The sequence below is a fragment of the Streptomyces sp. NPDC104309 genome (genome assembly GCF_055584025.1).
The window spans coordinates 148702-161828 of sequence record NZ_JBVJMV010000008.1 but is presented as its reverse complement, the minus strand read 5'-3'; the positions used below and the strand labels follow the sequence as shown (position 1 = coordinate 161828).

Genomic DNA, 13127 nt, shown 5'->3' with positions numbered 1-13127 from the left:
TCCTTACTCCCCTTCAACACGCATGATGCTGGCGACACCGCGCACGGTGTCGAGCTTGCGCAGCGCCTCGACGGTCGCCGAGAGGGCGGCGTCGGGCGCGCGGTGGGTGACGACGACGAGAGAGGCCTCGCCGCCTCCGCCCGCCCATCGCCCGCCGCCACCCTGCTCGATGGCGACTTCGTCGCCGCTGCCTGAATTTCTGCTTTGCTGGCGGACGGTATCGATCGATACGCCCTGTTCGGCGAAGACCGTCGCGACCTGGGCGAGCACGCCAGGCTTGTCGGCCACGTCGAGGCTGATGTGGTACCGCGTGACGACCTCGCCCATGGGGCTGACCGGCAGGCGCGTGTACGCGGACTCGCCGGGGCCGGTGGCCTCGTTGAGTTTGTTGCGGCAGACCGCGACGAGGTCGCCGAGGACCGCGGAGGCGGTCGGCGAGCCACCGGCGCCGGGACCGTAGAACATCAGCTGGCCGGCCGCCTCGGCCTCGACGAAGACCGCATTGTACGCCTCGCGGACGGAGGCCAGCGGGTGGCTCAGCGGAATCATCGCGGGGTGCACGCGCGCGGTGACGGACTGCCCGTCGGCGGCGCGCTCGCAGATGGCGAGGAGCTTGACGGTGCAGCCCATGCGGCGGGCGGAGACGATGTCGGCGGCGGTGACCTCGGTGATGCCCTCGCGGTGCACATCACCGATCCTGACCCGGGTGTGGAAGGCGATCCCGGCGAGGATCGCGGCCTTGGCGGCGGCGTCGAAGCCCTCGACGTCGGCGGTCGGGTCGGCCTCGGCGTATCCGAGGGCGGTGGCCTCGTCGAGCGCCTCGGAGTATCCGGCTCCGCTCGTGTCCATCCGGTCGAGGATGAAGTTGGTGGTGCCGTTCACGATGCCGAGGACCCGGTTGACCTTGTCACCGGCCAGGGACTCGCGCAGCGGCCGTACGAGCGGGATGGCGCCGGCCACGGCGGCCTCGTAGTAGAGGTCCCGGCCGTGCTGCTCGGCGGCGGCGTGCAGTGCGGCGCCGTCCTCGGCCAGCAGCGCCTTGTTGGCGGAGACGACGCTCGCGCCGTGCTCGAAGGCGGCGGTGATGAGCGTACGGGCGGGCTCGATGCCCCCGATGACCTCGATGACGACGTCGATGTCGCCGCGTTTGACCAGGGCTGTCGCATCGGTGGTGATCAGTGCGGGATCGATGCCCTCGCGTACTTTGGAAGGTCGGCGCACGGCGACACCGGCGAGCTCGACCGGCGCGCCGATGCGCGCGGCGAGGTCGGCGGCCTGCGTCGTCATGATGCGCGCCACCTCTGAGCCGACCACTCCACAGCCCAGCAGCGCCACCTTCAGCGGACGCGTACGCATCATCCGACCTCGTTTCCTTTACATCTGTTGTACGGACCAGTCTCACTCACCGGACGAGCGTTCCTGCCACCCGTCCGGATCCTGAGACATCTACAGGGGACCGGGGGTGTCCCCCGGGAAAAACAGCATCAGCCGACATCGAGACGCAGGAGATCTTCCTCCGTCTCGCGCCTGACGATGACACGCGCCTCTCCGTCGCGCACGGCGACGACGGGCGGGCGCAGGGCGTGGTTGTAGTTGCTCGCCATCGAGCGGCAGTAGGCACCGGTGGCGGGCACGGCGATCAGGTCGCCGGGGGCCAGGTCGGACGGCAGGAAGGCGTCCTTGACCACGATGTCGCCGCTCTCGCAGTGCTTGCCGACGACGCGGACGAGCATCGGCTCGGCGTCGGAGGTGCGCGAGACGAGCGCGACGCTGTACTCGGCGTCGTACAGCGCGGTGCGGATGTTGTCCGACATGCCGCCGTCGACGCTGACGTACGTACGCAGCCCCTCCAGGGGCTTGATCGTGCCGACCTCGTACAGCGTGAACGCGGTCGGGCCGACGATGGCGCGGCCCGGCTCGACGGAGATCCGCGGGGTGGCGAGCCCGGCCGCCTCGCACTCGCGGGTCACGATGTCGCCGAGCGCCTTGGCGATCTCGTGCGGCTCGCGCGGGTCGTCCTCGGAGGTGTAGGCGATGCCCAGCCCGCCGCCCAGGTCGATCTCGGGCAGCTCGACCCCGTGCTCGTCACGCACCTCGGCGAGCAGCTGCACCACGCGCCGGGCGGAGACCTCGAAACCGGCCATGTCGAAGATCTGCGAGCCGATGTGCGAGTGGATGCCGATCAGTTCGAGCCCGTCGAGGGTGAGCGCCCGGCGCACCGCCTCGGCGGCCTGGCCGTCGGCCAGCGCGATCCCGAACTTCTGGTCCTCGTGCGCGGTGGCGATGAACTCGTGGGTGTGCGCCTCGACGCCGACGGTCACCCGGATCTGTACGCGCTGCCGCTTGCCGAGCCGCTGCGCGACGTGCGCGACCCGGGCGATCTCCTGGAAGGAGTCGAGCACGATCCGTCCGACGCCGACGGTGACCGCCCGCTCGATCTCCTCGACGGTCTTGTTGTTGCCGTGGAAGGCGATGCGCTCGGCGGGCATCCCGGCGTCCAGCGCGCAGGTCAGCTCTCCCCCGGAGCAGACGTCGAGGTTGAGCCCCTCCTCCTTGAGCCAGCGCACGACGGCCCGCGAAAGGAACGCCTTTCCGGCGTAGAACACATCGGCGTCCCGTCCGAAGGCTTCGGCCCAGGCCCGGCAGCGGGCCCGGAAGTCGCTCTCGTCGAGGAAGTAGGCCGGGGTGCCGAACTCCTCGGCCAGTCGCGTCACTTCGATCCCGCCGACGGTGACCGCGCCGTGCTCGTCACGGGTGACGGTACGGGCCCAGACCTTCTCGTCCAGGACGTTGAGATCGGCGGGCGGGGCCGTGTAGTGCCCTTCCGTCAACACATCGGCGTGACGGGGCCCGGCGGGGTGTGCGGATCGGCTCATCGTGTTGCTCTGCTCTCTCGGGTCTCTCAGAGGACTTCGGGTGCGCTGATGCCGAGCAGGGACAGGCCGCCTGCCAGCACCGTCCCGGCGGCTTCGGCGAGAGCGAGCCGGGAACGGTGGGCGGCCGAGGGTTTCTCGTCACCGACGGGCAGCGGCGAGGCGCTGTCGCGGAAGTCGAAGAAGGCCTGGGCGACCGCTTCCAGCTGCCGGGCGACCCGGTCGGGCTCACGGTGGCGGGCGGCTGCGGCGAGCACACCGGGATGGTCGGCGAGGAGCGCCCCGAGCACGGGCGCGTCCACGCTCTCCTCGTACGCGGAGCGGAACCCGAGCTGTTCGGCGTTCCGGCTCAGGGCGCGGGTCCGGGCGTAGGCGTACCGCACCCGGAACAGCGGATTGCTCTCCCCCTGCACGAGCAGCTCGTCGCTCCCGGTGCACCGGGGCCGGTCGTGCGGGGCGGCCCGCAGCAGCCCCCAGCGCGCGGCATCGCTCCCGAGCCGCGCGAAGAGATCGCGGTCGGAGGCGGGCACGGCCACCACATGCAGCGCCTCGCCGCCGGCCGTACGCTCCCCGACCTCCGCACCCTGGGCCCGGAGCAGCCGCTCCACGGTCTCGGTGACGACGCGGGCGCGCAGTTCGTCGGCGGGTGCGAAGGAGACGGTGGCGCCGGCGAGGTCGCCCCCGTGTCCGTACTCCGCGCCCCGTTCGCCGACGGCCCGGACGAGCGCGCCCAGCCGGTCGGCGCCGTCGAGCAGGGTGAAGTTCAGGAACCCGGGTCCGGTGACCTCGACGCCGCCGATCCCCGGCGCCCCGTGCACCCGCGCCCGGAGGATCTCGGCCACTTCCCTGGCCGGCAGCGCGGCGGGCCTGGCCAGCTGGAGGGCGACGGCACAGGCGTAGTCCCCACGCCCGCCGGGCCGGGTCCGCTCCACCCGCACGCGCGCGGGCACGGGCGCACGCAAGGCGTCCTCGTCGACCGCGCGGCGCACAGCGTGCAGCACGGTCCTGGAGAGATCGGCAGGGGTCACAGGACAAGCGTATGGGAGGAAGGGGGGCACCCCGCGACCCGGTTTCGCCATGCGGTCACCCTGCGGCGCTCTCCGCCTTCCCGGCACCGTGCCTGCCGTCGAGCGACGGCGGGTCCTCCCTGTCCATCAACTGCCGTACGAGCCGCACCAGCTCGCTCGGCTCGAAGGGCTTCGCCAGGAAGGCGTCGACCCCCACGGCGACCGCGCTGTCCACCTCGAAGGGCGTGCAGGCACTGATGATCGCCACGGGCAGATGTCTGGTCCGTGGATCGGAGCGCAATCTGGTGACGGTCTGCAGACCGTCCAGCCTGGGCATGACGACATCGAGCGTGATCACATCGGGACGGACCTGATGAACCAGATCCAGACACTCGACACCATCGGCCGCGGTCACGACCTCGAAGCCCTCAAGCTCAAGATTGACCCTGATCAACTGCCGGATGACCTTGTTGTCGTCGACAACAAGCACGCGGCCACAAGCCCCTGACACACTCCGAGAGTAGGCGGGCCGTAGGGGCTGCGTCCGGGTTTTGCCCATTTCCGACCCCGGACGAGTGGCGTGAAGAGGTGGCCGGATGCATCCGAACCGCACCGCACACCCCCTCCGCGGGACCCGCGCCACCACCTCCGGCAGCCCGGAAATACCTGTTCACGGACACCCCGCGGAAGCTGGTAGTGTTTCACCCGTCGCCGAGCAACACAGCGATACGCCCTCGTAGCTCAGGGGATAGAGCATCGGCCTCCGGAGCCGTGTGCGCAGGTTCGAATCCTGCCGAGGGCACTTCGCAGGAAGTGCCAAAAAGACCTTCTGACCAGTGGGAACACTGAGCAGAGGGTCTTTTTCATGTCTCGGAAGGCTGGGGTGCTCCGCCATGGCGGAGCCCGGCATACGGACACGCATACGTCTCTGTGGCACAACACTCGGGCCAGGCTCGCCTCAGGGGTATTAGTACGCACTTTCGATGCCGGGTGCTCCGTCGAGGAAGCTGTCCAAGAGCCTGTCGTGCAGCCTGTTAAGGATCCCGTTCTCCGCATACGCGGCTCTGGCACGCAGGTGGAGCTTGCCAGTGAGTGAGGCGCCCCCGGAATGTGGACACAGGGTTCACGCTGCGAGTGTGGGTTTACGTACTCTGGCACACCGCAGCACGCCGGACCTGTCGGGCGCAAGGTGGCGCACCAGCACATACAGCGGTGGCAATAACGAGTGTGTCGAGGTCGCCAACAACCTCCCCCACCTCGTCACCGTCCGTGATAGCAAGCGTCCTGCCGGCCCCGTCATCACCTTCGGCCACAGCGCCTGGCACGCGTTCGTCAGTGAGCTGATCTGACCCCGGATGGCCACGCGCGGGTGGTCCCGGACGCTTCCGGGACTACCCGTAGCATCACCTGCTTCTACCGGACAACGGTGACGCCTGGTGATTGCGCCGCAACCTCGTTGCTAGGGTGGGGTGTTGGCACCAGCTCGGGGCGGGGAACTCATGACGTTCGACGACGAGTGGGCACGGCTCAAGGCGGATGCGCAGGATCGGCATTCCGCACAGATGAGGCTCAACACGACTGGACCCCAGCCTGACGGCACAGCGTCCGGGGGCAATGCCGACCTGGTGGTTCACCAGGACGATCTCGGTGCGGTCGGCAATGAAGCCTTTCGGATCCATGGCGAGCTGCAGAAGCGCGCCGACCTCGCAGGCGCTGGGATCGACAAGAATGGCGCGGGGACGACTGCCCGGGCGGCCGCGGAGTTGCGGGGCCGGAACTTCAGCGCGGGCGGTGAGTTGTACACCACCCTCGAGGTCTGGAGTTCGCAGGTGAAGACGGTCCTGCAGATGTGCGCGCACATCTCCAACCACTTGGATTATTCGAAGAAGATGCACGCCAACGACGATGTTGAGATCGCCGCCGCTCTCAGGCGAAGAGATGGCTCGCCCGTCCCGGTGTCGGAGATATTGAAGTATGTGAAGTGAGCGGGGGGGGCGGAGATACATGGGGGCGTTCTCATACACGGATCTCATCGAAGTGGATCTAGGGAAGCTGAGTGCGGCGGCCGATGACTGGACGTCGACAGCGACCGGTCTGGAGAAGCTGAGAACCGAGGTCTACAGCGGTCTCCTACAACTGTCCGACGGAGCTGACTGGGCGGGCCTCAATGCCGCAGTCACGAAGGAATTTGTCCGCAAGACAGCCAAGGAAGTCGCGGATCTGCACCTGGAGGCCCAGAGCATCGCGGCTGTCCTCCAGGATGCGCACGGTGAACTGACGCATATCCAGAAGCGAGCCAAGGAGCTGTCCGCGGAAGCTCGCAAGGGCGACCCCACCAGGCAGGCAGGCCCGGATCCGGGGCTGCTGGTGACTGATGGCCCCCACGGCACGGTGAAGGTCACGGAGGCATTCTGTGGCGTGGACGGGACCTCCCAGCGGACCAAGGACCTGATGCAGTGGTATGCCGACACGCTCACGGGACTTGTGTCCCACGCGGCGGAGATCGATGCGGCTGTCACCCGCGCCCTGAAGAGAAGCCATGGCGGCGACCCGCACAACGCGGGGCACGCGACGTATACCTCGCTGGACGAGGACCAGCTGCCCCGTGCCACGAAGCTGGCCTCGCTCGGTGACGACGCGAACACAGCGCAGCGGGCTGAGCTGCGGCGGCTCTGGTCGTCGCTGAGCCCGCAGGCCCGTGCGGAGTTGTGGACCGGGCACAAGGACGACCTTCTCGCCGCAGGACTGCTCGCTCCATCCATCAAACAAGCCGCTCCCGACCGGGGTTCCGGGCCCCACGGCGCCGAGGAACCGGGAGCGGAGGAGCGCAGGACCCGGGAGAAGATGAATCTGATCGCCGAGGCGGCCGACTGGACGGGCGACAACGACGCTGCACGGCACATGGCGCATTACCTGGGGAACAGTGGGACGGACATGGAGCTGCCCATCGACAAGATGATGTCGGACGTACCCGGCTTCCGTACACACATCGAGGACGGCATCAGGGAGCACCAGGACGCATGGCGCGAGCAGGCACTCGCGGAGTTCAGGAGGAACGGCGGACAGCCGGTCTCGATACCGGTGGAATCCGGTAACCGGGACTTCAGTTTCACCAAGGACGTCGACGAGAACTGGTTCTACGCGGTCGGTTCCACCAGGTCGAATGTGACCGGAGTAGTCACCGTCGTGCCGGATGCGAGTGGCCAGCCCAAGGTCGGTCTCGACTATCAGGCCAACGCGTGGGACCGCTACAACTGGGACCAGAGCAAGGGGGTGACCATCGACCTCCCCGGGGGCAGCGACATGAGCATTCCGGACGGTCAGATGGCCCGCCTCCACACCACGGGCATCGCCCAGGAATTCGACATGGCGGGCAGCAGTTCCGTCAAGCACTACGATCTGGGCGGATCCGCCCCGAACCACGATCCTCTGCCGCAGCCGGACGAGCCCGGGCGCAAGGGCGACCGCACGGATCCCGGTCGTGAGCAGCAGGAAGGGCGGTAGAGGTCCACCGATGGAGAGCTCCAGCAAGATCGCTGCCGACGAGCAGCCCGTGCGCCGCCGTCGTGTGCCGGTCGCAGTCATCGTCGTTCTGGTGCTTCTCGCCTGCGTCGCCACCACGATCGGCGTGGTCTCCTACATCGCCGACGACGTGTCGTCGGACCTGTCGGACCAGGAGATGACCTGCTGCTGGGAGGACGGAGCCACGCCTGCCTGGATGAGCGGCCAGCTCGGCATCCGCATTCCGGAGGCGGCATCGGACCGTCGTGCGGGGTACAAAACCGGGCAGCGCCACGACACCGGCCTGCTGTCCTTTGTCCTCCCTAGCGACGAAGCGGAGACGTACACCGGCCGGCTCATCCGGAACGACACCAAGATGATCGGGAACTTCCATCCCGAGGAGAAGGACTACCGTCCTGTGGCTGCCTTCGGCCACCTCGGGCTGCCCGAGCCGGAGACGTTCGTCGAAGGGCTGCGGAAGATCAGCCTGTGCCCCGATGAACTCACGACCCCGGAAGGCAAGTATCTCCAGCGCTGCGTCGACCTCTTCACCCACGAGTTCGAGCCCGGCACCACGCGGATCTACATCCGATCGACCATCGAACCGTCCATGACGCCCCCTCCCGCGAGCAAGGCTCCGTAGCCTGCGGGGGCATGTGGTGGTGGCAGGGGACGCCGCCTCCTGTATCTCGTCATCTCTCCCGCCCACCCCGCCGCACGGCCCCCGCAGCCGGATACGATCGGAGCCGGGCCCGCAGGCGTGCGAGTAACGGGGGACGACGCTCCCGGCGGCACGCCGAACCTCTCACGAAGCAGACCGGCAACACGGTCTGCGAGCAACTGACGAGCCTGCTTTTGAGCATCCGCGACTGCCACCGCCACCTGGGCACCGAGGACGAGTTCATGTCACACGTCGCTGCCCTGCGAGCCGCCCACAAGCGCAAGCGGAATCTGATGCGGCTGCTCGACCAGCACGGCCTGTGACCCCGCCGGGAAGCGCGAGGCCCCGGGAGGCCGCACGAACGCCTGTGGGCACGGAGGACGGCATACCGCAGTCTGATGCAGTGGTGCGCCGATACCCTCACGGCACTTGTGGGTGGAGTACCGGACCGGCGGACGAGCGGCCGTCGGTCGGCTCGGGTCGTGTGGTCTACGGGTCCATGTCCTCCGGGCCGCCGGAGCCGATCTGCTCCGCTCGCAGTGCCAGGTCCTGCAGTACGTCGGCGGAGGTCACGTCCGTCTGTCCGGAGTCGTGCACCTGGGCCAGCATCGCGAAGGCCAGGGTGAACGCGCCGACCAGCTGCTCCACCGCGCCCCCGACCTCCCGGCCGACGATCGTCGCGACCTCTTCGATCGAGGCGTCCTCGGGGATCGTGATCCGGGGCATCGTCTCGTTCAGGAGCGCGGTCACCACGCTCGAATCGGTCTGCACGTCGTCGCGGTCGACGTTCTCTTCGAGGAGCCGACGGATCTCGCCCGCCTCCGTGAGGATGCCCACCACGCGCTTCACCACTTCGCTCTGCTCCATGCCGTGAGCATAGGCGTGGAGCCGTGCGGGCGGTGATCAGTCGGTCATGCACGGCACCGTCGATGTGGGATCACGGCTTCTCCGCTCGGTCAGGAGTTCATCCAGGCGGCGCATGCTCCGCCGACGTGCTGCCGGTTTCAGACCGGCAGGACCCGGACGTCGTACTGCGGAATCCAGCTGTTCCGGGTGACCAGGACCATGTCCTCGGCCTGGGCCTGCGCGACGAGTATCCGGTCGAAGGGGTCCGTATGCAGCATCGGCAGGCGGCCCGCCCGTACCCCGTGGGCGGCAGTGACGGGCAGACCCGTGAAGGGGAGGTCACGCACGAGTTCCGCCAGGTCGGCCGGTCCCTCGAAGGTGCCGAGGTACTGCTTGACAGTGATCTCCCACGGTGACACGGCGCTGACGTGCACGGCGGGCCCGGCATCCAGGAGGTTCTTGACCTCCTCGGACAGCTGTGGTGAATCGTCGAGCCACCACATGACCACGAGCGTGTCGAGCAGAAGTCGCATCAGCGCATCCCCACGGCGTCCGTCAGATCGGCCGGTACGTCGTCGAAGTCCGGGCGGACGCGGATACGGCCCCGCAGGGATCCGCGTCCCGGTCGCCGCGCCGTGGGTCGCGCGACCAGCACGGCGGGCTGCCGGGACAGCGGTCCTGCCGTCGGCCGGCCCCTCTCGCCGATCACCACCAGCTCCCCGGCAGCCAGCAGGAGCAGGGTTCCGGTGAAGCGCGGTCCGGAGCGGTGCGCCTTGCCGTGACGGAGCCCGCTCCACCACTTACTCAGCACGGGGGCACCGGGCCGATCCGGGGCGCCGCCTCGTCGCCGGTCCGCACCGTCACCGGCTCCGCCGCGGGCAGCCGGAGGGCCGGGCCCTCGTCCGGACCGATGACGACGGCGAGACCACCGGAGGCGTACCGCTCGCTGCGCACACTGCGAGCGGTGTGCCAGACGCCCCACACCCGTACCGTCTGCCCCGGCCGGACGTTCACCGCCGCGATCTCCCTCTCCGAGGGCGTGGGCACGAGAACGGTGCCCGGGGCCAGCAGCTCCGCCCATACCGTCTTCCCGATGCCGGGCCGCCGCTCCTCCACGCCCCACCGGTCCGCCAGCGCGTCGACGAGTTGAAGTCCGCGACCGGTCGTTTCGAGTACACCGGGGCGCCGTACCTCCGGGCGCCCCTCCCCCGCGTCGCTCACCTCCAGCCGCAGCAGGGCGCCACGTTCCCGGCAGATGATGCGTACGCCGACCATCCGGTCGGCGGGGACGGGCACGCGGACAGCGTTGGTCACCAGCTCCGAGAGCACCAACTCGCCTGTCTCACCGACGTCTTGCCGGGCCCGCCACTCGCCGAGTCTGGCACGCAGAGCGGCTCGGGCCCGGGGGACGCTGCTGCGGTGATGCGGCAGCCGCATGGCGGCTTCTTGGAGGGCAGGTTGCGACATGGCTCTCCCGGGAGATAGGCAGTCGTGATTCAAGAGGCCCGGCAATGGCGGGACTTCACCTTCCAGGCAGCACGAGCGTGTCGAGAAACAGCTACTCGCGCAACGTTGAATCGATATCCAGAGAACAATTCATCCTTTCGGGAGAACAAGAGGAAGCATCCCTCCGGGCTCTGGTAGGAGAGAGCTATGCCATACGTGAAACCGTCCACTGTGCTCGGGCGACAACTCGGCGATGAACTCCGGCGATTCCGTGAAGCCGCAGGCCTCACCACTGCGATCGCGGCGGAGGCCCTGGACTGCACCAAGGGCAAGATCAGCCGCATAGAGAATGGCCACGTTCCCGTCCGAACGCCTGATCTCGTCGCGCTGATGCAGGTCTACGAGGTGACGGAACAGGCCGCTCGTGAACGCTTGGAGGCCCTGGCGCGCAGGGCCAACCGACGCCGTCGCGACGGCTGGTGGCACCAGTACGCGGATGTGCTCAGCGATACCTATCGGGACCAGATCGAGATGGAAGCGATCTGCGACCGCATTCGCACGTACCAGGTACAACTGGTGCCGGGGCTTCTCCAGACCGCTGAGTACGGACGTGCGGTGACAGTGGCTTCACGGGCCTGGCAGACACCCCAGGAGATCGACCAATTCGTGGAGGTGCGACTCGCCAGGCAGCGGCGGCTCACCGACGACACCCCCATGGAGCTGTGGGCAGTGGTTGCCGAAGCGGTGCTGCGGCAGCGGGTGGGAGGGGCTGCTGTGATGCGCGCCCAACTGGAACACCTGGCCGTCATGGCCGATCTGCCGAACGTCACCGTCCAGGTCCTGCCGTTCGAACGCGGCGCGCACTCAGGTATGTTCGGCCCGTACCTGCTGCTCAGCTTTCCGCAGGTCTCGTCCCTCGACCTGGCGTTGTCGGAGACACCGACGGGCAACATCTGGACGGAACGGGAGCCCGATGTAGCCCGCTACCGCGCACTCTTCGACGACGCGCGCACGGCGGCACTGCCGCAGACCGAGTCGCTCGCCTTGATCCATCGCATTGCCAAGGAGCATCAGCAATGACCCCTGCCATAGGCACAGCGCCCGACATGACCGAGGCGGCGTGGCGCACGAGCAGCTACAGCGGCGGTCAGGGCGACTGCGTCGAGGTCGCCGACAACCTCCCCCACCTCGTCCCCGTCCGCGACAGCAAGCGTCCCGCCGGGCCCGTGATCGGGTTCGGGCGGGACGCCTGGCAGGCCTTCGTCCGGGACCTCGGGTAACCCGTAGCCGAGGTCACCGCCCCGGCCGGTGCACCCGCGTCCGTCAGCCCACCGGCAACCCCGGTGCCGGGTAGCCGTCCATCAGGGCCTTCACCTCCGTGCGCACCTTCTCGACCGTGGCCTCGTCGTCGGTGCGCGCCGCCTCGACCACGCGGGTGATCCACTCCGCGATCGTGGCCATCTCCGAGGCCGGGACGCCCCGGGAGGTCAGGGCCGGGGTGCCGATGCGGATACCGGAGGGGTCGAAGGGCTTGCGGGGGTCGTAGGGGACGGTGTTGTGGTTGACGACGATGCCTGCCCGGTCCAGGGCCTTGGCCGCGATCTTGCCGGGGACGCCGCGCGAGGTCAGGTCGATCAGCAGGAGGTGGTTGTCCGTGCCGCCGGAGACCAGGTCGAAGCCTCGGGACGCCAACTCCTCGCCCAGACTGCGGGCGTTGGTGACCACCTGGTGGGCGTAGGCGCTGAACTCGGGGCGGGCGGCCTCCTTCAGCGCTACCGCGATCGCCGCCGTCGTCTGGTTGTGGGGGCCGCCCTGGAGGCCGGGGAAGACGGCGCGGTCGATGGCGCGTGCGTGTTCCGCCCTGCTCAGCAGCATCGCGCCGCGCGGGCCGCGCAGGGTCTTGTGGGTGGTGGTGGAGACCACGTCGGCGTACGGGGCGGGCGACGGGTGGGCGCCTCCCGCGATCAGGCCGGCGATGTGGGCGACATCGGCGACCAGGACCGCTCCGACCTCCCGGGCGATCTCGGCGAAGCCCGCGAAGTCGATCGTGCGGGGCACGGCCGTACCGCCGCAGAAGATGAGCCTGGGGCGCTCGGCCAGGGCCAGGTCGCGTACCTCGTCCAGGTCGATGCGGCCGGTGTCACGGCGTACGCCGTACTGCACCCCGCGGAACCAGGTACCGGTGGCGGAGACGCCCCAGCCGTGCGTGAGATGGCCGCCCATCGGCAGTGACATGCCGAGCACGGTGTCGCCGGGCTTCAGGAACGCCAGGTACACGGCGAGGTTGGCCGGTGAGCCGGAGTACGGCTGCACATTGGCGTGGTCCATCGCGAAGAGCGCCTCGGCCCGTTCGGCGGCGAGCGTCTCCACCTGGTCGATGTTCTGCTGGCCCTCGTAGTACCGCTTGCCCGGATAGCCCTCGGAATACTTGTTCTGGAGCACGGTGCCGGATGCTTCGAGCACGGCGGCGGAGACGTAGTTCTCACTGGGGATCAGGCGCAGGGTGTCGGCCTGGAGCTGCTCCTCGGCCCCCACCAGTGCGGCGAGTTCCGGATCGGCCGCCGCCAGGGCGGGGTGGCGGGGGTGCGGGGGTACGGCTGCGGTCACGGGGTCCTCCCGGGTCGGTCGCATTGCTGCGGTGGACCCGGATGCCCAGGCGGACGGCTCTCCGGCGATGACGCCCCCGGGCGGGCGCGGGCCCGGGGTGTGCCGCTCCCTCGTGGTCGATTCCACGGAGCGCCCCTGCCGGGGCACGCGCCAGTCGCGGCACTGGGCACTTTACCGGGTGCGGCG

Annotated in this window: 16 protein-coding genes and 1 tRNA gene; 8 read left to right on the top strand and 9 right to left on the bottom strand. The window is 69.0% G+C overall.

Annotation, left to right across the window (positions count from 1 at the left end; translation table 11 throughout):
* Positions 1-3: 3 nt before the first annotated feature.
* From ACZ68L_RS14590 to ACZ68L_RS14575, 4 genes are all read right to left on the bottom strand, one after another.
* Entirely contained in the window at positions 4-1359 is a 1356-nt protein-coding gene (locus ACZ68L_RS14590) for a homoserine dehydrogenase (RefSeq protein ID WP_469577102.1), read from the bottom strand.
* Between the two features lie 125 nt (positions 1360-1484).
* The gene (lysA, locus tag ACZ68L_RS14585) at positions 1485-2876 is read right to left on the bottom strand and encodes a diaminopimelate decarboxylase (RefSeq protein ID WP_469577100.1); all 1392 of its coding nucleotides are present in this window, start codon (positions 2874-2876) and stop codon (positions 1485-1487) included.
* 26 nt (positions 2877-2902) lie between these two features.
* Positions 2903-3901 (bottom strand): ArgS-related anticodon-binding protein NrtL, encoded by a 999-nt coding sequence (gene nrtL, locus ACZ68L_RS14580; RefSeq protein ID WP_469577099.1) that lies wholly within the window; start codon positions 3899-3901, stop codon positions 2903-2905.
* A gap of 55 nt (positions 3902-3956) precedes the next feature.
* Positions 3957-4439, bottom strand: a complete 483-nt coding sequence (locus tag ACZ68L_RS14575) for a response regulator (RefSeq protein ID WP_469577097.1) — start codon at positions 4437-4439, stop codon at positions 3957-3959.
* 171 nt (positions 4440-4610) lie between these two features.
* Here ACZ68L_RS14575 and ACZ68L_RS14570 point away from each other — a divergent pair.
* From ACZ68L_RS14570 to ACZ68L_RS14545, 6 genes are all read left to right on the top strand, one after another.
* A tRNA-Arg gene (locus tag ACZ68L_RS14570) sits at positions 4611-4682 on the top strand.
* 334 nt (positions 4683-5016) lie between these two features.
* The gene (locus ACZ68L_RS14565; protein WP_469577095.1) at positions 5017-5229 is read left to right on the top strand and encodes a DUF397 domain-containing protein; all 213 of its coding nucleotides are present in this window, start codon (positions 5017-5019) and stop codon (positions 5227-5229) included.
* 150 nt (positions 5230-5379) lie between these two features.
* On the top strand, positions 5380-5865 hold the full coding sequence (locus ACZ68L_RS14560; RefSeq protein ID WP_469577094.1) for a hypothetical protein: 486 nt from the start codon (positions 5380-5382) through the stop codon (positions 5863-5865).
* A 19-nt stretch (positions 5866-5884) separates the two neighbouring features.
* Positions 5885-7384: a hypothetical protein gene (locus tag ACZ68L_RS14555; RefSeq protein ID WP_469577092.1), complete on the top strand. Its 1500-nt coding sequence runs from the start codon at positions 5885-5887 to the stop codon at positions 7382-7384.
* Positions 7385-7394: 10 nt separating this feature from the next.
* The gene (locus ACZ68L_RS14550) at positions 7395-8024 is read left to right on the top strand and encodes a hypothetical protein (RefSeq protein WP_469577089.1); all 630 of its coding nucleotides are present in this window, start codon (positions 7395-7397) and stop codon (positions 8022-8024) included.
* 212 nt (positions 8025-8236) lie between these two features.
* Positions 8237-8365 carry a hypothetical protein gene (locus tag ACZ68L_RS14545; protein WP_469577086.1) on the top strand — a complete coding sequence of 43 codons (129 nt, stop codon included), beginning with the start codon at positions 8237-8239 and terminating at the stop codon, positions 8363-8365.
* A gap of 166 nt (positions 8366-8531) precedes the next feature.
* On the opposite strand, the gene ACZ68L_RS14540 is transcribed toward ACZ68L_RS14545, so the two are convergent.
* From ACZ68L_RS14540 to ACZ68L_RS14525, 4 genes are all read right to left on the bottom strand, one after another.
* On the bottom strand, positions 8532-8909 hold the full coding sequence (locus ACZ68L_RS14540) for a hypothetical protein (RefSeq protein WP_469577085.1): 378 nt from the start codon (positions 8907-8909) through the stop codon (positions 8532-8534).
* A 137-nt stretch (positions 8910-9046) separates the two neighbouring features.
* Positions 9047-9421 carry a type II toxin-antitoxin system VapC family toxin gene (locus ACZ68L_RS14535; protein WP_469577084.1) on the bottom strand — a complete coding sequence of 125 codons (375 nt, stop codon included), beginning with the start codon at positions 9419-9421 and terminating at the stop codon, positions 9047-9049.
* Positions 9421-9699, bottom strand: a complete 279-nt coding sequence (locus ACZ68L_RS14530; RefSeq protein WP_469577083.1) for a prevent-host-death protein — start codon at positions 9697-9699, stop codon at positions 9421-9423. Before ACZ68L_RS14530 ends, ACZ68L_RS14535 begins: the two co-directional genes overlap by 1 nt.
* Positions 9693-10355, bottom strand: coding sequence for an ATP-binding protein (locus ACZ68L_RS14525; RefSeq protein ID WP_469577082.1), 663 nt, complete (start codon positions 10353-10355; stop codon positions 9693-9695). Before ACZ68L_RS14525 ends, ACZ68L_RS14530 begins: the two co-directional genes overlap by 7 nt.
* 186 nt (positions 10356-10541) lie before the next feature.
* On the opposite strand from ACZ68L_RS14525, the gene ACZ68L_RS14520 reads away from it, so the two are divergent.
* Together ACZ68L_RS14520 and ACZ68L_RS14515 are read left to right on the top strand one after the other, a co-directional pair.
* Positions 10542-11414, top strand: a complete 873-nt coding sequence (locus tag ACZ68L_RS14520) for a helix-turn-helix domain-containing protein (RefSeq protein WP_469577079.1) — start codon at positions 10542-10544, stop codon at positions 11412-11414.
* Positions 11411-11614, top strand: coding sequence for a DUF397 domain-containing protein (locus ACZ68L_RS14515; RefSeq protein WP_469577078.1), 204 nt, complete (start codon positions 11411-11413; stop codon positions 11612-11614). Before ACZ68L_RS14520 ends, ACZ68L_RS14515 begins: the two co-directional genes overlap by 4 nt.
* A gap of 43 nt (positions 11615-11657) precedes the next feature.
* Here the strand turns inward: ACZ68L_RS14515 and ACZ68L_RS14510 are convergent, their stop codons facing one another.
* Positions 11658-12965 (bottom strand): serine hydroxymethyltransferase, encoded by a 1308-nt coding sequence (locus ACZ68L_RS14510; RefSeq protein ID WP_469577255.1) that lies wholly within the window; start codon positions 12963-12965, stop codon positions 11658-11660.
* Between the last annotated feature and the right edge of the window lie 162 nt (positions 12966-13127).